At 47.8% G+C, this 20,624-nt stretch carries 17 protein-coding genes, 1 tRNA gene and 1 riboswitch; of the genes, 8 read left to right on the top strand and 10 right to left on the bottom strand.

The features are described 5' to 3' along the window. Positions 1-258 precede the first annotated feature (258 nt). The 5 genes from ACPYIV_RS05315 (at position 259) to ACPYIV_RS05335 (ending at position 4,913) form a co-directional block, all read left to right on the top strand. Positions 259-621, top strand: a complete 363-nt coding sequence (locus ACPYIV_RS05315; RefSeq protein WP_293734212.1) for a hypothetical protein — start codon at positions 259-261, stop codon at positions 619-621. Positions 622-647: 26 nt separating this feature from the next. After that, positions 648-847: riboswitch (cobalamin riboswitch) on the top strand. Between the two features lie 55 nt (positions 848-902). Beyond that, positions 903-2,063, top strand: a complete 1,161-nt coding sequence (locus ACPYIV_RS05320; RefSeq protein ID WP_425886010.1) for an ABC transporter substrate-binding protein — start codon at positions 903-905, stop codon at positions 2,061-2,063. A 9-nt stretch (positions 2,064-2,072) separates the two neighbouring features. Beyond that, a complete protein-coding gene (locus tag ACPYIV_RS05325; RefSeq protein WP_293734214.1) occupies positions 2,073-3,110 on the top strand; it encodes a FecCD family ABC transporter permease in 1,038 nt (345 codons plus the stop codon). Next, positions 3,110-4,117, top strand: a complete 1,008-nt coding sequence (locus ACPYIV_RS05330) for an ABC transporter ATP-binding protein (protein WP_425886498.1) — start codon at positions 3,110-3,112, stop codon at positions 4,115-4,117. The genes ACPYIV_RS05325 and ACPYIV_RS05330 overlap by 1 nt, the downstream gene beginning before the upstream one ends. A 121-nt stretch (positions 4,118-4,238) precedes the next feature. Continuing rightward, positions 4,239-4,913: a hypothetical protein gene (locus ACPYIV_RS05335; protein WP_293739126.1), complete on the top strand. Its 675-nt coding sequence runs from the start codon at positions 4,239-4,241 to the stop codon at positions 4,911-4,913. Here ACPYIV_RS05335 and cbiD read toward each other — a convergent pair whose 3' ends face one another. From cbiD to ettA, 7 genes are all read right to left on the bottom strand, one after another. Further along, positions 4,914-6,758: a cobalt-precorrin-5B (C(1))-methyltransferase CbiD gene (gene cbiD, locus ACPYIV_RS05340; RefSeq protein ID WP_425886499.1), complete on the bottom strand. Its 1,845-nt coding sequence runs from the start codon at positions 6,756-6,758 to the stop codon at positions 4,914-4,916. Between the two features lie 5 nt (positions 6,759-6,763). Next, the gene (cobM, locus tag ACPYIV_RS05345) at positions 6,764-8,695 is read right to left on the bottom strand and encodes a precorrin-4 C(11)-methyltransferase (protein WP_425886013.1); all 1,932 of its coding nucleotides are present in this window, start codon (positions 8,693-8,695) and stop codon (positions 6,764-6,766) included. Then, positions 8,688-9,947 (bottom strand): precorrin-6y C5,15-methyltransferase (decarboxylating) subunit CbiE, encoded by a 1,260-nt coding sequence (gene cbiE, locus ACPYIV_RS05350; RefSeq protein WP_425886015.1) that lies wholly within the window; start codon positions 9,945-9,947, stop codon positions 8,688-8,690. The genes cobM and cbiE overlap by 8 nt, the downstream gene beginning before the upstream one ends. Continuing rightward, positions 9,944-11,356 carry a precorrin-3B C(17)-methyltransferase gene (gene cobJ / locus ACPYIV_RS05355; RefSeq protein ID WP_425886017.1) on the bottom strand — a complete coding sequence of 471 codons (1,413 nt, stop codon included), beginning with the start codon at positions 11,354-11,356 and terminating at the stop codon, positions 9,944-9,946. The genes cbiE and cobJ overlap by 4 nt, the downstream gene beginning before the upstream one ends. Positions 11,357-11,404: 48 nt before the next feature. Continuing rightward, entirely contained in the window at positions 11,405-13,069 is a 1,665-nt protein-coding gene (locus tag ACPYIV_RS05360) for an AMP-binding protein (RefSeq protein WP_293734219.1), read from the bottom strand. Positions 13,070-13,989: 920 nt separating this feature from the next. Further along, a complete protein-coding gene (locus ACPYIV_RS05365) occupies positions 13,990-14,643 on the bottom strand; it encodes a 3-keto-disaccharide hydrolase (protein ID WP_293734952.1) in 654 nt (217 codons plus the stop codon). 24 nt (positions 14,644-14,667) lie between these two features. After that, positions 14,668-16,356 carry an energy-dependent translational throttle protein EttA gene (ettA, locus tag ACPYIV_RS05370; RefSeq protein ID WP_293734951.1) on the bottom strand — a complete coding sequence of 563 codons (1,689 nt, stop codon included), beginning with the start codon at positions 16,354-16,356 and terminating at the stop codon, positions 14,668-14,670. 717 nt (positions 16,357-17,073) lie between these two features. Between ettA and ACPYIV_RS05375 the strand changes: the two genes are divergently transcribed. Next, positions 17,074-17,146 (top strand) — tRNA-Lys (locus ACPYIV_RS05375). A 242-nt stretch (positions 17,147-17,388) separates the two neighbouring features. Further along, positions 17,389-18,609, top strand: a complete 1,221-nt coding sequence (locus tag ACPYIV_RS05380) for a site-specific integrase (RefSeq protein ID WP_425886020.1) — start codon at positions 17,389-17,391, stop codon at positions 18,607-18,609. A 97-nt stretch (positions 18,610-18,706) separates the two neighbouring features. Here ACPYIV_RS05380 and ACPYIV_RS05385 read toward each other — a convergent pair whose 3' ends face one another. The 3 genes from ACPYIV_RS05385 to ACPYIV_RS05395 are packed head-to-tail and all read right to left on the bottom strand — an operon-like array spanning position 18,707 to position 19,648. Continuing rightward, entirely contained in the window at positions 18,707-19,000 is a 294-nt protein-coding gene (locus ACPYIV_RS05385) for a helix-turn-helix domain-containing protein (protein ID WP_196036272.1), read from the bottom strand. Between the two features lie 53 nt (positions 19,001-19,053). Then, the gene (locus ACPYIV_RS05390) at positions 19,054-19,347 is read right to left on the bottom strand and encodes a DUF3876 domain-containing protein (protein WP_425886023.1); all 294 of its coding nucleotides are present in this window, start codon (positions 19,345-19,347) and stop codon (positions 19,054-19,056) included. Further along, positions 19,334-19,648: a helix-turn-helix domain-containing protein gene (locus tag ACPYIV_RS05395; protein ID WP_425886025.1), complete on the bottom strand. Its 315-nt coding sequence runs from the start codon at positions 19,646-19,648 to the stop codon at positions 19,334-19,336. Before ACPYIV_RS05395 ends, ACPYIV_RS05390 begins: the two co-directional genes overlap by 14 nt. 287 nt (positions 19,649-19,935) lie before the next feature. On the opposite strand from ACPYIV_RS05395, the gene ACPYIV_RS05400 reads away from it, so the two are divergent. Further along, positions 19,936-20,526 (top strand): TetR/AcrR family transcriptional regulator, encoded by a 591-nt coding sequence (locus ACPYIV_RS05400; protein WP_008766657.1) that lies wholly within the window; start codon positions 19,936-19,938, stop codon positions 20,524-20,526. The last annotated feature ends 98 nt before the right edge of the window (positions 20,527-20,624 follow it).

Here is a 20,624-nt window from a genome sequence, read left to right on the forward strand (position 1 = left end):
CAATTGTGGGGATAATATCCACACTCCCCGTTCTACAGGCTTTAATGTCCCGTTTGTTTCATCAGGTTGAAACTATCGTTTCAAGCGGAGACACTTTTGTTTCTGATATTGAAACTAAAGTGTCCTGCAAGGGAAACATTTACGGAGTTATGGAGAGTATTTACGGAGAAAGAGACCGTTTTTATGTTCTTTGGCATATAATTTGTATTTAATGGGGCGATTAGAAAAAGGTAAATAGATTGTTTAAAATTTTAGGTTATGAAGAAGTTGGTATTAATGGTGACTATGGTGGTTTCATGTGTCTTTATGTCTCAAAACGGTTATGCGCAGGCAGGACAAGACGGGAATACGGATATCGATATGTTGAGTATGAAAAATTTCTATGCCGTCGATATCGTCGATGTGGATCTTGCCGCACAGGAAGCAATTTACAATGCGTATGAGAATTGCCTGATCAAAGAAGTGTACAAATCGAATGGCAGCGGCAGCCCTATCCAGTATAAAGTCTCTCTCGAAACGACCGATCAGCGAAACCTGGTTGTTGCTTTCGACGAAAGCGGCCGTGTACTGAAGGTCATGCCGGAAGACGAATATCTGGCAGCCCGTAAGGAAAACAGATAAATCATCATTCTTTCTTCTTTTTTTATTACTTTTGCCGCTGAAACAGGTTCTGTTATCCTTTTCTGGATATGGGATTAAAAGGGAACCGGGTGGAAATCCCGGACAGACCACGCTGCTGTGAAACTTCGGGAACATACCGGCAATACTCTATGCCACTGATCGGGGGATCGGGAAGGTGTCCGGGATGGAAGTAAGTCAGAAGACCTGCCGTTTCGGTTTGGAAGAGTTTTGTCCTCGTGGGGCGGACAAGGTTGCCCGGTTGTAATAAAATAATATTGAATATGAAAAAATGCCTGGCAGGGTGTTACCTGCTCATGTCGTTGTGTGTCGCATCTTCGTGTACGACTAAAAACAATCAACAGACCGGTAAGGTGGAGACGGCGGAAGAAAGCACGTTCTCCGGTGTCCGTATCGTACCGGGGTATGCCCGTGGTTTCGAATTGTCCTATCGGGACGGATATGTCTTGGTGGATATCCGGGACCCGCAGAATGAGGAGAGCACGACTTTCCATTATGCACTTGTCAGGAGAGGGATGAAACCGGCCGGCATCCCCGGATCATATACCGTGATCGAGACACCCATCAGGAGTGTTATCTGCATGACCTCTTTGCAGTTGTCCAATTTTATCAAGATGGGCGAACTGGACAAGGTAGTAGGAGTGACCAGCACCCGGCATCTGTTCAATAAGGAGATGAACGAACGCCTGGAGAGTGGAAAGACCGCCAAGATCGGCATAGAAGGGAATTTTGACAACGAAGTGATCATGAGCATGAACCCCGACCTGATCCTTGTCTCGCCTTTCAAACGGGGCGGGTATGAGACATTGAAGGATGTCGGCATCCCTCTGATCCCGCATTTAGGTTATAAGGAGATGACGCCGCTGGGACAGGCGGAATGGGTGAAGTTCGTCGGCTTGTTGTTAGGACAGGAGCAAAAGGCGAACGAAACGTTCGACGCCATCGCGATGCGTTATAATGAATTGAAGGAACTAACGGCGGAAGGAAAGGTGAAGAAGCGCCCGGTCGTGCTGAGCGGTGAGATGCGGGGCGGGAACTGGTATGCCGTGGGAGGGGAGAGCTTCCTCGCCCAACTGTTCGAGGATGCCGGAGCCGACTATTTCCTGAAAGACGACAAACGCTCGGGAGGTGTGACGCTTGACTTCGAAACTGTCTACAACCAAGGTGACGAAGCCGACTATTGGCGCATCGTGAACAGCTATCCGGGCACATTCAGCTATGAGGCGCTGAAGGAGCAGGACCCGCGTTATGCCGATTTCCGTGCTTTCAAGGAGAAAGGGATTATCTATTGCAATATGAAAGATACGCCTTTTTATGAAAGTATGCCGACCGAGCCGGAGGTCGTGTTGGCCGACCTGTTGTATATATTCCATCCGGACCTGCTGCCCGATCATACTCCCGTTTATTATGCCCGACTCAAATAAGTTGCACGAATGAGACATTCCACTACTTTTCTGATGTTGCTCATCGTAGCGTCTATCTTAGCCCTGATGTTCCTGAACCTGGTGCTGGGATCGGTGTCTATTCCTTTGAAGTCTGTCTGGAACATTGTCTGCGGATTGGGAGACGAGCCGGTGACCTGGCAGAATATCGTCTGGAAATCACGTCTCCCGCAGGCGTTGACAGCCTTAGTGGCGGGAGCGGGCCTGGCGATAAGCGGCTTGCAGATGCAGACTGTTTTCCGGAATCCGCTGGCGGGTCCATCCGTGCTGGGGATCAGTTCCGGAGCGAGTATGGGCGTGGCTTTTGTGGTGCTGTTGAGCGGTAGCCTCGGAGGGGTGGCACTTAGCAAATTAGGGTTTATGGGAGAGATCGCGCTTTCGATTGCGGCTGTGATCGGTTCACTGTCGGTGATGGCGTTGATCGTATATGTGTCGCAGAAGGTGAAGGGGAACGTGACTTTGCTGATTATCGGTGTGATGATCGGCTACGTGGCGAATGCGGTGATCGGCGTGCTGAAGTTCTTCAGTGTGGAGGAAGATATTCGCGCCTACGTGATCTGGGGCTTAGGCAGTTTCTCCCGTGTTTCCGGCAATCAGATGATGCTGTTTGTCGCGATCATGGCGATTCTGATCCCTTTGTCATTCCTGCTGATCAAGACACTGAACCTAATGCTGCTCGGTGACGGTTATGCCCGTAACTTGGGGCTGAATATCAAGCGGGCACGTCTTCTGGTTATCACCTCGGCAGGAGTGTTGACGGCGATCGTGACGGCCTATTGCGGACCGGTCATCTTTCTGGGCCTGGCTGTCCCGCACCTTTGCCGGGCTATTTTCCAGACGTCCGACCACCGGGTATTGATGCCTGCCGTTCTGTTTGCCGGTGCTGCGCTGGCACTCGCCTGCAACCTGATCGCCCGGATGCCCGGCTTCGAAGGGGCTTTGCCGGTCAACTCGGTGACTGCCTTAGTTGGAGCCCCGGTAGTGGCTTCCGTGCTATTCAGCAAACGTAAGAACGAACTGAACGAATGATGAAGCAAGACACGATTCATATAAACGACCTTTCGATCGGCTACCGGACGAAGAACGATACAAAGTTGGTGGCGAGCCATATACAGGCCCGGATCTATAGTGGTGAATTAACTTGTCTTTTAGGGGCGAACGGGGTCGGTAAGTCGACGCTCTTACGCACGTTGTCGGCTTTTCAGCCGAAGTTGGGAGGTGAGATCGCCGTCTTGGGACGTGATATGGACAGCTATTCGGACAAAGAGTTAAGCGCAACGATCGGTGTTGTCCTGACGGAGAAATGCGATATCCGGAATATGTCCGTACGCGAACTGGTCGAGATGGGACGCAGTCCCTACACCGGTTTCTGGGGGCGGTTGGGCAAGGAGGATAAGCAGGTCGTGGAAGAGTCGATCGCCCTGGTACGGATCGAGAACCTGGCTTACCGCATGGTGCATACTCTCTCGGACGGGGAGCGGCAGAAGGTCATGATCGCTAAAGCACTGGCCCAGGAAACACCTGTGATCTTCTTAGACGAACCGACCGCTTTCCTTGATTTCCCAAGCAAGGTGGAGATCATGCAATTGCTCCATCATCTGACACGAAGCACGAATAAGACGATTTTCCTCTCCACGCACGACCTCGAACTGGCGCTCCAGATAGCTGACAAGATCTGGCTGATGGACCGGACGAACGGGATTACGACCGGTACGCCCGAAGATCTTGCCCTGAGCGGATACCTGAGCGGCTTCTTTGCCCGCAAGGGAATCGTGTTCGACACGGAGACTGGCTTGTTTCGTATCGATAACCAGTATTCGAAAGAGATACGTCTGACCGGTCACGGACAGAAATATGCGATGGTCCGTAAGGCGCTCCAGCGGAACGGCATACGGGCCGGCCGGCATATCGAATCGTCCATGTGGATCGAAACAGGCGATCTGCCTTCCGGTTCCGTATTCCTGATCCACCACCCCGACGGGTGTACGCAGACAGCCAATACTATAGAATCCCTTTTGCAGCAGCTTTCCGTCTGACAAAAAAAACTAAAAGGAAAAACTTTTCCCGCTTCGTTTGTTATTTCTATCTAAGAACGACAGAGTCCGTAAGGTGACAAATCATCATCATCCTCCCGAAACTTGAATAAAATTAAACGATATGAAAAAGTATTTCCTTTATGCCTCCCTGCTGTTTGCCGGCGTACTTACCGCTTGCGATAACGATGATTCGGACGGGATCGACCCGTCGATTCCTTTTTACCAGAATCTGGGTGTCGAATATAATGTCACGCAGAACCATACCCATATAGGTGCAAACTTCAATAAGTATAACAGCGAAGGGGCCAACCTGCGCCTGCCAGCCAAGAGCATTCTCTTTAACGGGAAAGAACCGGACTTTCTGGGGATGGGGACCTATATGTATATGCTGTCGGAAACCGGGCTGGATCCGGTCACGTTCACCTTCACCCGCTGGAAAGACCAGGTTTACACAAACAAGGCTTCTATCGACGATGTCGATCCGATTGCACTCCCCGAATCCCTGACGGCTATCAAAGGTAATGGCGAAACCGTTATCACCTGGGTGGGAAAGCCTATCGGAAAGGACGAGTATGTCCAAGCTCACCTGACCTATAGCGGCGGTGTCTATGATATCAACAACACGCAGGAAGGGGCGACCTTCATCACGCTGAACTTTACGAACCCGACCTCTGTCGCCAAAGGAACTTTATTCCTGAGCCGCGTCAAGAAACTCTCCTTGCAGGAGAGCAATGGCGATGCGGGAGGAAAGATCGATGTATCCTACGTGCAGAACAAGGACGTTACGTTTGAATAATTACAGCTGAAAGGCTACTTCCCCGCTTTCCGAAATCAGCAGGACGGACAGTTTACCGTTGGGGAGCAGGGGCGCACAATGCTCCCGGCATTTCTGCAACAGGAGCGGGAAGAAACTTTGCTGTTCGGTCGCGCTGAACAGCTCCCATAATTCCCTGGCCAACGTCAGGGAATCTATTTTGTGTACGGATTCCGCTGTGCAGCCCGCCTTCCCTGCCAGTTCTTTCAGGAAGGCTTTGTTCATGACGACCTTCTTGCTGTGTGTGTCCAGGGCTCCTTCAGCCAGTTTGACGGCTTTGCCGGTCATAATCCCCAGTATGACTTCGTCGAATTGCAGTTCGGCGGCTATCTTTAGCGTCTCACCGATAAAGTTTCCGTAGTGCACGAACATCTGCGGAGGAAATTCTTCCGAAAACCGCTCCGAGAGGTAGCCTTTTAGGAAACGTTCGCTTTTAGCCCCGGAGTTGACCACGAGGCGGGAGCATCCTATTGCTTTCGCCACTTCGGCTTCTTTCCGGATGGAGGCGATAAAGGCGTCGTTAGAGAAAGGACGTACGATCCCGGATGTCCCGATGATCGAGATCCCGCCGATGATCCCCAACTTGGGATTGAATGTCCGGGCGGCCAGTTCTTTCCCGCCCGGAACCGAGATCGTGACGACCACCTCTTTTATCTTGCCGGACAGATCGTTCTCTTCCAGTACCGCCGTCAGTTCTTCGGTAATCAGGCGGCGGGGAGTGGCGTTGATGGCGGGGCCGCCTATTTCGAGACCCAGGCCGGGAAGCGTCACCGTACCAACCCCTTCACCACCCCGGAACAGGATAACGGGTGCGGGGGATTGCCCTGCCTGCAATTCGATGCGGGCGATGACAGAACAGCCGTTTGTCACGTCCGGATCGTCGCCGGAATCTTTTATGACAGTGCATTGGGCCGCGTTGTCCACCCATTCGGTGGCGGCGACAGGGAGCGTGACCTTTTCTCCTGACGGGAGCGTGATGCAACTTGCGGTTTGTTCCGTTTGGCTCAGGAGAGCGATTAGAGCGGCTTTGGCGGCTGCCGTGGCACATGCGCCGGTCGTGAAACCGCTTCGGAGCGGAAAAAAGCCGGGAACCAGGCGTTCGATGGCTTTACGAAGTCCTTCTACGCCTTGCACGAAAGTGAAACTGTCGGGCAGGAGAGGGCGTTGAATGACATAAACGGGGATGTCACAGGCTTTTGCCGCCTCTACCTTTTCCCTGAAATATCCGCTTTCCCCACTTTCCTTTGTCAGGATGGCATCCGGCTGAAGCTGGTTCAGCAACCGTTTTTCATCTTCTCCTTCATGGAAAAAAATAAGCCGTTCCTTCGGGAACCCGTCGGATTCGGCGATCGAAAGCGACTCTTCCCGGTCCAGTATACGGAACCAACAGAGCGTCTGCTCCCAATAGGGGCGCAACTTCACAATGGTCTTGACACCTGTCAGGGCCAGCAGGTTGCGAATCCCGTCCGCACGCAGGCGGTCGATGGCGTCGGCATAATCCGTGCACCATATCAATCGTTTGTCGCGCGCGGGATATTGCCTTTCCAATCGGACAACCGGAATCCGGAGCCGTGAGGAAATCTTCGCGAGTGTCCGGTGCAGCCGGACGGCGAAAGGGTGGGCGGCATCGACCAGCAACGAGATTTCTTTCTCGCGGCAGAACCGTGCCATCTCTTCTTCTTCCATGCCTCCGGTAATGCGGATGGCATGGGCGGCTTCTATCGCCTGCTCGCTACCGACCGTCGAGTAATAGTAGGGCTTGCCTGCACTCTCGACGACTTGTATGGCTTTACGCCCTTCGGTTGTTCCTCCTAAGATCAGTATCATTATCGTCACCTGAACAGGTGTTTGAACTCTTTCGCATAAAGTCGTGAAAGCCCTTCCCTGTTGTCTATGGCATCGCCGACGACAAGGAGGGTTGTCAGTGTCAGGTTGTTGTCTTTTACGATCCGTGCCAGGTCTTTCAGTTCACCCCGGTAGATACGTTCGTCTTTCCAGGTCAGCTTGTAGCAGGCGGCGACCGGTGTTGTCGGCGGGTAGTGTTCCAGAAGTTCTTTCTGGACCTGTTCGGCAATGCCGGCGCTTAGGAAGATGCACATCGTGCTTTGGCTGGCTGCCAGTTTATGCAACTGCTCTTTCTCCGGCATGGGCGTACGTCCTTCGCCGCGTGTCAGGATGATGGTCTGCACCTTTTCGGGGATGGTGAACTGGGAGCGGAGAGCCGCCGCGGCAGCCTGGAACGAGGAGATACCCGGTGTGATGCGGTAGCTCATGCCGTATTGGTCGAAGAAGGCCATCTGTTCCTGTATCGCCCCATAGATGCAGGGGTCGCCCGTATGCAGGCGTACGACGAACTTCCCTTTGTCATAAAACTCTTTCATGAGGGCGAATTGCTCTTCCAAGTTCATGTCGGCAGAACTACGGACCGTCGCCCCTTTCTTGGCGCACGAGGTCAGTTCTTTGGGAACGAGGCTTCCGGCATACAGGATCAGATCTGCCTTTTCCAGCATTCGCCTGCCCCGGATGGAGATCAGTTCAGGGTCGCCCGGCCCGGCGCCGACGATTTCGATGTGTCCTTGTCCCGGTTCTTCTTGCCCGTCATCTCCTCCGTTCGGGTATGCCGTTTTGCTGATGGCAATCGCATAGGTGAAGTCTTTCGTCTGCCCCTTTTGTTTTTCCAACAGTAACGGGCCACCCTCAGCACTCAGGATGGCTGCAGCTTCCGAGACGCTGCCCGATCCGGTGACCTTCTTTACTTTGGGGGAGGCGTTGGGGACGGGTATCTTGTTTAGTTCCTCTGCCGGGTAGGTCTTGAACGGGCATCTCAGGTAAGTATTTGCCAGCTCCTTTAATATCTGTTCGTCTTTCTTCAGGTCGATGGAAGAGACGTCGGCTATGCTCTTTAGGTTGATTCTGAAGAAGTTGGAGCAGATATACAAATCCGTGAGGACAGATCTCATATCCGCCAATCCCTTTTTGCATCCGACGCCTAAGTGAAGCACCTTCGGGAAGAATGACAGACAAGGGATGGGAGATTTAGGATAATAATAGGGACTGACCGTGATCAACAGGTCGTATTTTTCTAAGTCGATATCTTTATACTTGTAGAAGATATCCACGTGTGGGGGACAGGTCTTTTTCATATAATCCGTCTCTTTCGTGCGGACATAGAGCAGGAGGGCGGTCGGCCTGCGGTTGACGAAGCGGGCGATGCATTCGTTCATCGCCTTCTCCCTTGAAGCCTCGAAAGCCTCGTCGTCCGTCTTCTCGAAGTCTGTGTGGAGGAAGCTGTGTATGCCCTCTTGCAGGTTGTAGACGTCATGTTCCCAGCCGTATTGCCGCGCCAAAGTGTCCAGTGCCCAAAGTCCCTGGTTGTCGCTCTGTGTCGTGACAATCGCCTCGGCATTCAGTATTTGCGCCAATTCGTGTGTCAGTTCGTTCGCCCCGCCGATATGGCCGGACAGTACTGACACGGCATATTTGCCGGTGCTGTCGAGGCAGACGACCGCCGGGTCGGTGTACTTGTTCTTGATATAAGGTGCGATGCTTCGCACGCAAATACCCATTGCCCCGATAAACACCAGCGCTTCCGATGTATCGAAAAGATTGCCGGTCAATTCTTCGAGAGAGGTGAATTGCTGTACATCGTCATCAGCTTCTTTACAGTAGATGACGGTTTTACCCGGATACTCGTCTCGGATTTTGCGTGCTAAGGGCAGGCTGCTTGCCGAAATCACGAGGATGTTTAGTGTATCTTTAAACATAATATTTATTTGTTGCGCAAAGGATTGTAATAGGGTTGTTGGAATCGACCGTGATATTCATTTCCGAATGCAGTTTCAGGCCGTTCTCTTCGACCGCCTCCCGGAACAGTTTGCTGCTTTCTTCCGAAACGGAGTTGAAGACGATCTTGCCTTTCAGTTTATCCAGATGGGAAGCGACTTTGCGGACGATCTCTTTCAGCTTGCCGCCGTGACCGCCGATAAAGACGGCATCGACAATCGCATTCTCGTCGATCGACAGATTCAGGAAGTTACCGATACGCAGGTCTATGCCAGGAGCACTATGCAGACGTGCGTTTGCCCGGATGATGTCTTTGCATTCTTCCCGCACTTCGAAAGCCTGGATATTCAGGTGGGGGTACTGGCGGCATGCTTCGATCGAAACAGAGCCGGTGCAGGCGCCGATATCCCAGAAGGTGCGGCTGTTATGCAACTCCAGCAGACTCAGGTCTATCACCCGTATCGGCGCTTTGGTGATCATCTTTGCCCGGTCGTTCAGCAAGACAAACTTCGTGTCGGGTATGCCAAAGGCCGGTCGTTGCTGCGTGCTGTTCGGGGCCTTCATCAACAGGACGCAGTTCGGGCTGGTGAAGCTCATCTCGCTGATTTCCTCGATCGAGTAGATTTTATAGATTTTCTCCTTTTCCGGGTTGCCTAAATGTTCGGCTATCCACATACTGTAATCCTTGTCCAGATGATATTCCATCATCCTCTTGGCTATTGCCTTGGGCGTGTGGACACGGTCGGTCAGTACGCCGATCAGCGGCCGGCATTCCAGCAATGCCCGGTCGAGTTCGTGCCACGGCCGTCCGGTAACGGACACGGCGTGCATATTCTCATACGGGATTTGTTCGTGATGGGCGAACATCTGCAATGAGTTGAAGTAGGGGAACACTTTCATGCCCACCCCTAAAAGGTTTTTCCGGATGGTGGAAGCGAAACCGAAGAAGAACGGATCGCCCGAAACGAAGGAGACGATCACTTTGCCTTCCTGGATTAACCGGCTGTATTCCGCAAGGACGGCATCTATCGGAGCCTTTATCTCGATCCATACCGCATCGGCGGGCAGGAATGGTTTCACAATCTCGTAATGCCGCTTTCCTCCGGAGAAGATGTTGTCGTGTTTGACACTTTTGATAATGACTTCTACATGTTTGGGCTGTGGATTGTCATCCATTCCGACCATATAGATGTGTGTTTTGCCGTAGGCTTCTACTATTTCTTTAGTCCTCATACGTCTCTACCTGGTTTTAATTGTTCTGCATCGTTGTAGCATAAAATTGCGTTTACCAAAGTCGCGGCGAGGTTGCTACCGCCTTTCCGTCCTTCGATGATGAGTTTAGGAATGGAGACAAACGGCTTTACCATGTGCTTGGATTCCTGTACGTGTACGAAACCGACAGGAGCGGCAATAATGCCGGCGGGAGTGGCTTTCCCTTTCCTTATCAGGTCACAAAGTTCTATCAATGCGGTCGGCGCATTGCCGAAAACATATAAGGCGCCGGGATGTTCCTGTACGGCAAGCCGGATGCCGGCCTGTGTGCGGGTAATCCCTTTTTCTGTTGCAAGTTGTATGGTGCGCTCGTCCTGCAAATAGCATTTCACCTCGATGCCCATGCGCTGTAAGGCCCCTTTGCGGATGCCGGAAGCAGCCATTGTGACGTCGGTGATGATGGTGCGTACTTCGCCCCGGTTGAATTTCTCATAGAGGGAGGCAACCGCGTGGTCGTCGATCCGCAGGATGTTTTCCATATCGAAATCAGCTGTCGTGTGGATAGCATGGAGCAACGCCCATTTTTTGTCGAGCGGCATTTCTTTGTCCTTAAGTTCTTTCTCGATGGTGCGGAAGCTACGGATCATGATGTCTTGTCCGATCCCGACGTCCGTTTTCATCTTGATCTCCCCGTAATAGCCGCGTGGCGTGATGAATTTGCCGCCGGCCTCGTACGACTGCGAGTTACCGATCAGGATGACGGTGAACATATCGACCTGCTCCGGGTCGAACTCTGCCAGCGTGGTCAGGTTGACAACCTGCTCTTCACGTCCAGCCTGGCGGACATAACCGACCGGCGTTCCGGGCGACCGTTCTTCAAGGAACAGTTCTTTGAGGCGATACAGTTGCCAGTAGCGTCCTTCGCTTTTCGGATTGTAGACGGCTGTCACGAAGTCGCCGATGGCGGCGGCTCGTATGCGTTTCTCGATCCGTTCCCAGGGAGTCATCAGATCGGAGAGGGAGATGATACAGAGATCATGCCCGATAGGTGCCCCCAGAAGCGAAGCCGCTTTCTGGAACGCACTGATACCGGGCACTACCTCGATCTCCACTTGCGGCGCCTTTTTCATCGCTCGCATTTCATATATCAACGGGGCCATCCCGTAGATTCCGGCATCGCCAGAACTTATCACTGTCACCGTTTTTCCTTCCGAAGCGTATTTGTAGGCCTCTTCGGCACGTGCTTTCTCACGCTTCATCCCGGTATCGATACATTGGGCATTCGGGCGGATTATATCTTGTATAAACTGGAAATAATAATTATATCCGATGATCACATCCGACTGCCTGATGGCGGATAGCACCGCGGGCGTTATGTCTTCGCGGCTTCCCGGCCCAATGCCGGCAACAGTAATTTTCCCTTTGTTCATATGAGCTGTTTGTGAATTAACAGAAAATAAAGGTACGATTTAATTTATTTAATTTTCCTCTGCGGGCTGATATAAATACCGTTTAATGCTCCGTTTCGGTGTCTTTTCGAACTCTTCCTGGTAAAGTTTGAGGCAAGATACCTTGCTATAGGCTGGCATCTCTGCATTCAGCTGGTCGATATTCTGTTGCATCAGCCCTTCGATTTCGGAATGTTGGATGCCGGCTTTGTCCACCTGTTCCCAGTCCGGATAGATCAGGGCGACCAGTTTGCCTCCTTGTGAAATGATCAACGACTCAGCCACGTACAACATATTATTCAGCCGGTCTTCAATTTCTTCCGGGTAAATGTTTTGCCCGTTGGAACTGAGGATCATGCTTTTGCTGCGGCCACGGATGTAGAGGAAGCCGTCTTTGTCGAGTGTCCCCAAGTCGCCTGTCCGCAACCAGCCGTCGGGCAGCATCACCGCCTTCGTAGCCTCCGGGTTCTTGTAGTAGCCCAGCATCACATTCATGCCGCGAACTAAGATTTCACCTACTTCGTTCTCCGGATCGTTCGAATCGATCCGAACCTCCATGCGGTCGACGACACGGCCTACCGAACCCTGTTTGAACGTGTCCCACTGTTCGTAGGAAACCAGCGGCCCGCACTCCGTCATCCCGTAGCCAACCGTATAGCGGAAGTTGATGGATTTGAGGAACGTCTCCACCTCTTTGTTGATAGCTGCACCCCCGATCACAATCTCGCCGAAGTTCCCCCCGAAAGAGGCTTCCAGCTTCTGGGCGATCTTCTCGCGTATCTTCTGGTCGACGTAGGGCACTTTCAGCAGCAGCTTGATCAACGGTTTATCCAGTTCGGGGAAAACCTTGTTCTTGATGATCTTCTCGATGATGAGCGGCACGGCAAGGATCAGCGCCGGGCGAACCGTGGCAAATGCCTCTGCAATGATTTTCGGGCTTGGCGTGCGTGTCAGGAAATGAACGTGGCAGCCTTTGTTGACGGAGTTCAGCACTTCGAAAGCCAACCCGTACATGTGCGCCATCGGCAGCATACAAACGATGTTGTCTCCCGGATGGATGAACGGCAACCGGTCGTATGCGAACTGCGTGTTGCTCCACAGGCTGCGGTAGGGGATCATAACCCCTTTCGAAAAGCTGGTCGTGCCGGATGTATAGTTCAGGACAGCCAGTTCTTCAGGGTCCTCGACATGATATTTCACATCGTTGGCTGTGAAGGAGCGGGGGTATTTCTTGCCGAAATATTCATTGATGCGGTCGCGTACGGTGCGTACCTCTTTATTTTTGCAGTCGATGATGGAGAAATTGTCCAGCATCATGAACAGCTTGACATCCGGCATCATCTTTTCGTTCATGTTCTCCCAGTTGCTGGAACCTGCCAATACGGCTTTCGCCCCTGAATGGTTGACGATATGATGGATGTTATCGGGTTTGAATTCATGCAGGATCGGCACGGCAACGGCCCCGTAAGCCAATATTCCGAAGAAGCAGATCGCCCAGTTGGAGGAGTTGCGCCCGACGATGGCCACTTTGTCACCTTTCTTGATGCCGGCATGTTCCAAAAGGATGTGGAACTTCTCTATTCTGCGTGCAACGTCTTTGAAATGAAAAGTATGTCCGTTGTAATCGGAGAAAGCGGGAAGGTCCCAATGTTCCTTCATGCTTCTCTCTATAAGGTCTAAGAAACGATTATCCATAGTGATATAATTTTAAAAAGAACCGGAATATCCGTGAGAATGTTGCAAAGATAGCAAAGAAACGATATGTTTTGCGGCTCACCCGATATTTATTGAGGCAACCGCACCAAATCCAGCAGTAACAATTCTTTATTTCCATGGAGAGAAAAAACCGTTTTTGTCCCGAATAATTCTTTCTTAAGTGCCTGCCAATTCTGTAATCGGTGTCAGTGATTTTATAATCAGTGGTTGTGATTATATAATTGCTGGCACTGATTTTATAATCACTGGCACTGATTACAGAATTGATAGGCACTCCGATGTTTTTTATGCCTATGTAGATAAGTTTTCTTGTAGCAGGGATGGATTATTCCTTATATTATGTAGTCCATAAGATCGTATCGCTTAAAAATGAATTTGGTGCGGTTGCCCTAGAAAAACTGGCGTAAAAAGTTCGATAAGTAAGTAGAAATACTTGTCTACATCCCCATCTTTACCCATTTTACACCCCCATGTAGCTGGTTCCAACATCCGGATGTGGCAATCGGGAACACCCGGGTATACACAGATTTATCTATTTAGCTTGTTGATAATAAGCAATATACTTAGTGGAAAAGGATAGCGTCTTTAATAAGATTGTGTGATAGATGTGTGATAGATGAAAACGCTATCTATCACACCTTTTATCATATGATTATCAAGGTGTACAAAAGAAAGTGTGATAGAGTGATAGTGATTTTGCAAAAAGCATTTAGTGAAAGTGTTTAAATGAGGAAATAATAAACTGTCCCGTTCCTGCGTCAAACGCGGGAATGGGACAGTTCAAATATTGCCAAATTTGAACTAACGATTTGTGTCTAAATAAAACATTAGTTCTTATCGACCAATGATTATCGGATAAACCTGTTTTACAAAATGAGGGAACAGTTTATCCGCGCTTTTTACCACGGAGTGATCGTCACGTTGCGGAACTGTACTTCCTTGCCCTCGCTCTGCAAGCCGATGTAACCCTCTTTTACCTTGTTCGTCCCGGTGTTCTGGTAAACGCCGTTGATGTAAACCGTAATGACGCCGTCTTTTACGAAGATATTGGCTTCGTTCCATTCACCGGCAGGCTTCTCGCTGTCTTGATTCGCCTTTTGGATTTTCGGGAAAGAGGGGCGGGGTTCACCAGGCTTCCCTTGGTATTCAGCCAAGTCAGAACCTCCAAGCAGGACGAAATCGCCGGCATTGTCAAGCATCAGGTTACATTCGATACCGTTCGGGAACGGGTTCTTCGGGTCTTCGATCAGCAGGAAGATACCGCTGTTCGCTTTTTCCTTGCCGTTTGGCCAGCGGTATTCCACATGCAGTTTATAATCTCCGTATTTCTCTTTCGTGTACATATATCCGAATGGCTGTCCGGTGATATTGATGACGCCGTCTTTTACGGAATATACCTGTTCGGCAGGAACGGAATTCTTGTCGACAACGAAGTTCCAGCCCGAAAGATCTTTACCGTTGAACAACTTGGTTGTTTTCTGTGCACTCGCATCACTTCCGAAACACAAAAAGGCGGCAGCTACTACTGCCATAGATAACATTCTTTTTTTCATGGTCTTACAAAATTATTTATATGATTAATCAACAATAAGTTTACGATAACGGACACGTTTCGGTTCTATGTCTCCTAACTGCTTGCGTTTGTATTCTTCATACTCCGAATAGGAACCTTCGTAGAACACGACATTCGAATCCCCTTCGAATGAAAGGATATGTGTACAGATACGGTCGAGGAACCAACGGTCGTGGGAAACGACAACCGCACAACCGGCGAAGTTTTCCAATCCTTCTTCGAGTGCCCGGAGTGTGTTCACGTCGATATCGTTGGTTGGTTCGTCGAGTAGCAACACGTTTGCTTCCGCTTTCAGCGTGAGGGCCAGATGCAGACGGTTCCGTTCACCACCGGAGAGCACGCCGCAGAGTTTTTCCTGGTCGGCTCCCGCAAAATTGAATTTGGAAAGGTATGCGCGGGAGTTGACTTCCTTGCCACCTACACGGATAAACTCCTGTCCGCCGGAAACGACCTGATAAACGGTCTTTTTCGGATCGATATCTTTATGTGTCTGGTCTGCATAACCAACCTTTACTGTTTCGCCTACTTCGAAAGAGCCTTTGTCTATGCTTTCCATTCCCATTATCATCTTGAACAGCGTAGTCTTACCCGCACCGTTCGGACCGATCACACCGACGATGCCGTTTGGCGGCAACATGAAGTTCAGGTCGTCGAACAGCAGTTTGTCACCGAATGCCTTTGCCACATGCTGTGCTTCGATCACCTTATTCCCCAGGCGAGGACCGTTCGGGATAAAGATTTCCAGTTTGGCTTCCCGTTCTTTCTGGTCTTCATTCAAAAGAGCTTCGTACGAATTCAGACGGGCCTTGCCTTTTGCCTGGCGGGCTTTCGGGGCCATATTGATCCATTCCAACTCGCGTTCCAATGTCTTGCGGCGTTTGCTAACCTGCTTTTCTTCCTGTGCCATACGTTTGGTCTTTTGATCCAGCCAGGAAGAGTAGTTGCCTTTCCAGGGAATACCTTCGCCACGGTCCAATTCCAGAATCCATCCGGCCACGTGGTCGAGGAAGTAACGGTCATGCGTGATACAGATAACCGTACCCGCATATTGCTGCAAATGCTGTTCCAACCAGTCGATCGACTCGGCATCAAGGTGGTTGGTCGGTTCGTCCAGCAACAAGACGTCCGGCTGTTGCAACAACAAACGGCAGAGAGCCACACGACGGCGTTCGCCTCCCGACAACGTATCGACAACCTGGTCTTCAGGCGGACAGCGCAGGGCATCCATCGCCCGTTCCAAGCGGCTGTCGAGGTTCCATGCGTCGGTTGCATCTATCTTATCTTGCAATTCGGCCTGCCGGTTGATTAGTGCGTCCATCTTGTCCGGATCTTCGAGCACTTCGGGATCACCGAATTTTTCGTTTACTTCTTCATATTCCTTAAGGGTGTCCACGATATCTTGTACACCTTCCTGCACGATTTCCTTTACCGTCTTACCCGGTTCCAGTTTCGGATCCTGCTCCAGATACCCAACGGAATATCCGGGTGAGAAAACCACTTCTCCCTGGTATTCTTTTTCGACACCGGCAATAATTTTAAGCAATGTAGATTTACCGGAACCGTTCAAACCGATGATCCCGATCTTCGCTCCATAGAAAAAGGACAGGTAAATATTTTTCAATACTTGTTTTTGAGGCGGAAAGACTTTACTCACGCCTACCATCGAGAAAATAATTTTCTTGTCGTCTGCCATGTTTTAATATATATGTATTTATATGATCATTATTGTTCGTGGACAAACTTACATAAATATCTTCAAAGTTTATATATGTCGGATGAAAATAGCATGTATTTTTATCCTCCCTGTTCCTTATTTTTTAATTTATATCCACTTATTCCATAATACAATATATATACTTCTCCGGCAATGACTAACAACCATGTCCAACGCCAGCACCCGTCCATCAGATCGAATTACTTGTTCCTCCGATCACTTGTCTTTGCAGGGCTGTCGTTTTTCCGATCTGGCAAACGTCCAGATACAGAATCCTTCAGATAGGGGATAGGCTATAAACCATGAGAAATTCAGCATCGTTACTAATGTATTTGTAATATTGCTATCGCGGGAAAGTATGGCTGTTTGTAGTGGTATTTGGAACTGTTGATTGATTACGGTGAAAAGTCCCACGATAAAATAAAGTATCAGCATTACTATAAACACAGTAAATGCGTTCACCACTTTTGTTCGATTATTATTGGGGTTCATGTGAAATAAATTTGGTTATGTAATTGATGAAAACAACCATTAACCGTAAAGAGTTGCTTTTTTTAAAGAACACTGATTCTCAGTCATAATCCAGTCGGATGAATATTTTTCTTAATGAAAAGTAAATAAAATGCGCTCAATATTTGCATGATAAAAATTAATCACATATCTTTGCACCCGCATTACAGAAGTAATGCACCGGATGATTCGCTAGCTCAGCAGGTAGAGCACATCCCTTTTAAGGATGGGGTCCTGGGTTCGAACCCCAGGCGGATCACTGAAAACAAAAGAGAAATCAAGCAAATCCCTGATAATCAGATATTATCAGGGATTTCTTTTTTCTGGCAGGTAGCAGAAAATAGCCGTTTCAAGCATATTATCGGTGGATAAATCGTGGGACTAAAATTTAGTTCTAAAAAGTCCCACGAATTTGCATATTTCTCACTGATTCATAGTATTTTGCATAGACTTACTTTGGAAGAGAATACATAGTTTTGTAACTTAAAAAACGATGTAAAAATGGCTCGAAAATCATTTTCTGTTTTGTTCTTTATCAAAAAAGCCAAGTTATTAAAGAACGGAGAAGCACCTGTGTGCATGAGAATCACTGTAAACGGCTGTATGGCAGATATTTCTATCAAAAGAAGTTGTCCCGTAAACCTATGGAATCAGGCAAAAGAGAATTCAAAAGGAAAAGACCGTATGTCGGTGGAACTGAACCACTACTTAGAAATCACACGCTCACGCATACACCAAATTTATAGGGAACTGGAAACTTCCGACAAGGTTATCACCGTTGATCTTGTGAGAAAACTGTATTATGGTGTGGATGAAGAAAGCAAAACCCTTTTGCAAGTATTCAGAGAACACAACGAACAAAGTCGTAAGCTGATCGGCAAAGACTTTGTTAGTAAAACCGTTCAACGGTATGAAACCACTACCCGATATTTGGAGGAATTCATTAAGAAAGAATATCAGTTATCTGATATTGCCCTGAATAACTTGGAAGCCAACTTCATTTCTAAGTTCGATGCTTTCTTGAAGATTGAAAAAGGTTGTGCGCAGAACTCCGCTATCACCCGACTAAAGAATTTGAAGAAGATTATCCGCATTGCTCTGGAAAACGACTGGATAAAGAAAGATCCATTTGCTTACTACCGCTTCAAACTGGAAGAAACTGATCCCGAATTTCTGACGATGGACGAGATTAAAATCATTCTCGCTAAAGAGTTCACAATTAAACGAGTAGAACAGGTACGTGACGTTTTTGTCTTTTGCATTTTTACTGGCTTGGCGTTCAGCGATGTGAAAGATTTATCACCCGAACACTTGGTAAAAGACAACAAAGGGGAACTTTGGATAAGGAAGAACCGCCAAAAGACAAAAATCATGTGTAACATTCCTGTGTTACCAGTGGCAGCTTCCATACTTGATAAATATAAGGATGTGGCAGAGTGTACCGGAAAACTTTTGCCTGTATTGTGTAATCAACGCATGAACAGTTATTTGAAGGAAATTGCCGATGTGTGCGGAATTCATAAAAATCTTAGCACTCACGTTGCGCGCCATAGCTATGCCACAAGCATCTGCCTTGCAAATGGCGTGAGTATGGAGAATGTTGCTAAGATGTTAGGTCATGCAGATACAAGCGTAACAAAACACTATGCAAGGGTATTGGATCAGAATATTTTCAAGGATATGCAAAAAGTAAATAGCAGCCTGTCGGAATTGGCTATATAATAAAGATAGTAGCTAATATTGAAAAAGGATTGGGAAGAATGAATTTCATTTTCTCAATCCTTTTCTTTTATAGTAAGTTTTCGGAGCTGCTGGCTGGCTATTCTTTCCAGCTTTCAAAGTAGTGCTTTTGGAGCAGTTTATCAATATCGCTTTGGCGATAGATGATTTTACCTTTTATCTGGATAAAGGGAATTAGACCTGTATCTCGCCACTCTTGCAGAGTTCGCAGACTGACATTTAGTTTCTTGGAAACTTCATTGTTAGAAAGAAAGTGTTCCCCGTTCAGATGGGGTTTGTAATGCTTGACAATAGATTCAATACCGTTCAGCATCGAATCGAGTGAAGAAATAAACTCTTTGACTTGTGGGGTATCTTTATTTATTAGTTCCATGATTGAAAGATTGTTTTATTGAAATATTGATTTCAAAATTGCTATATAGCTAATTAGTTGCGCAGATAGTCACCAAGTGATGAAATGTTAAGTACATCTTTTGCCGGATCATAATCTATATAGAGCCGTTTGGAGGCAGTGGCAATAAAATACCGGTTACCATCTTGCTGTATCTCATAAGTAGCGGGTGAAGCCTGTTTGGTAATTTCCGATACATATATAATAGAAAGGAGATACTCTTTGTCGCTCCGATAAATGATAACCGTAGGATTCAAATTAATGCTTTCCCATGTACCGACAATAGAAAATAGATTGAAGGACGGGTAATCTTCTTTAATTCTTTTCATAAGGCACGATTTGTTTATTTGATTGATTCCGTATTTCACTATTGGAAATAATTTTTTCAATATCAGCAGATTTATAATAAATCTTGCTACCAATTTGGGAATAAGCCAATCTTCCACTACTTCTGTAATACTGCAAAGTTCGCTTGCTAAAGCCTAACAACAGGCATACTTCCTGACTATCCAGCCAGTTTTCGACTTTCTGCGTATGAGTGTTGCACAAACTCTCTATCCGTTTGGCGAACTCTGTGAACCGTTCGCAGACATACGAAAAGGTTCTCTTTTCAATAGTTACTACTTCCATACTTTCAATTTTAAATGGTTTATAAAACGTGTTGATCCTATTTTCATCGGCAAATAAAAGAAGAATCATGAGCCGTTTTCAAAACTGTCCGAAAGTGGCTAAGTAAGGTTCTTAATGACTTAATATGTACTTATCGTGGCAACATAATACAATGATTTATAGACCGAATACTCATTGATTTAGGCAGATCATATAGAAACAAAGAAAAATAAACTGATATTTCTTTGTCAATTCAAAAATAACGCTTATGTTTGCAATGACCAATAATAATAAAATAGTCACACGGTATGGCAAAAGCATTTGATGACAACGAAAGGAAGCTTATAAAGGATAAACTCAAAGAAGGAGCTTTGCTATTTATCCAACAACAAGGGGTACGTAAAACTTCTGTAGATGAGCTTGTTAAATATGCTAATATTTCTAAAGGAGCATTTTATCTATTCTATACATCAAAAGAACTTCTTTTTTTTGATACAATAATAGACTATCATAAGAAATTGGAAAAAGAATTTCTTAATGCCATAAATAAGCATACCGATAATATTACGGTTGATACATTGACAGATATTATATCTGACTTGCTAATCAACAACAAGCCATACTTTGTATCTGTCTTTGTGAATAGTGACGTGGAATATCTAAGTAGAAAGCTCCCTCAAGAAGTACTTTCACAACACGTAGATGATGATGTCATGCTGGCAAACGAAGTGCTGAAATTTATTCCAGAAAGTAAATCAATTGACACAAAGGTATTTGCAGGGGCTTTAAGAGCTGCATTCTTGACTATTCTAAACGAGAAAACAATTGGAACAGATATTTACAATGAAGTTTTCAAGTTTATAGTTAGGGGAATAGTAAAGCAACTACTTAAAGACTAATCCAACACAATAAGATTATATAATATCAACTGACTATGTGCAAATATGCTACATGGCGATGCTCTGAATTCACAATATGACCATATAGACTAATTTAG

Origin of the sequence: Parabacteroides vesiculifaciens (assembly GCF_049860805.1) — a bacterium.
GTDB lineage: Bacteria > Bacteroidota > Bacteroidia > Bacteroidales > Tannerellaceae > Parabacteroides.

Bases quoted from the DNA above. Each gene is read 5' to 3' on its own strand.
- ACPYIV_RS05385 (WP_196036272.1), bottom strand. From the start codon at position 19,000: ATGGAACTAATAAATAAAGATACCCCACAAGTCAAAGAGTTTATTTCT.
- ACPYIV_RS05380 (WP_425886020.1), top strand. From the start codon at position 17,389: ATGGCTCGAAAATCATTTTCTGTTTTGTTCTTTATCAAAAAAGCCAAG.
- cbiD (WP_425886499.1), bottom strand. From the start codon at position 6,758: ATGATACTGATCTTAGGAGGAACAACCGAAGGGCGTAAAGCCATACAA.
- ACPYIV_RS05330 (WP_425886498.1), top strand. From the start codon at position 3,110: ATGAAGCAAGACACGATTCATATAAACGACCTTTCGATCGGCTACCGG.
- ACPYIV_RS05325 (WP_293734214.1), top strand. From the start codon at position 2,073: ATGAGACATTCCACTACTTTTCTGATGTTGCTCATCGTAGCGTCTATC.
- cbiE (WP_425886015.1), bottom strand. From the start codon at position 9,947: ATGAGGACTAAAGAAATAGTAGAAGCCTACGGCAAAACACACATCTAT.
- ettA (WP_293734951.1), bottom strand. From the start codon at position 16,356: ATGGCAGACGACAAGAAAATTATTTTCTCGATGGTAGGCGTGAGTAAA.
- ACPYIV_RS05400 (WP_008766657.1), top strand. From the start codon at position 19,936: ATGGCAAAAGCATTTGATGACAACGAAAGGAAGCTTATAAAGGATAAA.
- ACPYIV_RS05335 (WP_293739126.1), top strand. From the start codon at position 4,239: ATGAAAAAGTATTTCCTTTATGCCTCCCTGCTGTTTGCCGGCGTACTT.
- cobJ (WP_425886017.1), bottom strand. From the start codon at position 11,356: ATGAACAAAGGGAAAATTACTGTTGCCGGCATTGGGCCGGGAAGCCGC.
- ACPYIV_RS05320 (WP_425886010.1), top strand. From the start codon at position 903: ATGAAAAAATGCCTGGCAGGGTGTTACCTGCTCATGTCGTTGTGTGTC.
- ACPYIV_RS05315 (WP_293734212.1), top strand. From the start codon at position 259: ATGAAGAAGTTGGTATTAATGGTGACTATGGTGGTTTCATGTGTCTTT.
- ACPYIV_RS05365 (WP_293734952.1), bottom strand. From the start codon at position 14,643: ATGAAAAAAAGAATGTTATCTATGGCAGTAGTAGCTGCCGCCTTTTTG.
- cobM (WP_425886013.1), bottom strand. From the start codon at position 8,695: ATGTTTAAAGATACACTAAACATCCTCGTGATTTCGGCAAGCAGCCTG.
- ACPYIV_RS05360 (WP_293734219.1), bottom strand. From the start codon at position 13,069: ATGGATAATCGTTTCTTAGACCTTATAGAGAGAAGCATGAAGGAACAT.
- ACPYIV_RS05395 (WP_425886025.1), bottom strand. From the start codon at position 19,648: ATGGAAGTAGTAACTATTGAAAAGAGAACCTTTTCGTATGTCTGCGAA.
- ACPYIV_RS05390 (WP_425886023.1), bottom strand. From the start codon at position 19,347: ATGAAAAGAATTAAAGAAGATTACCCGTCCTTCAATCTATTTTCTATT.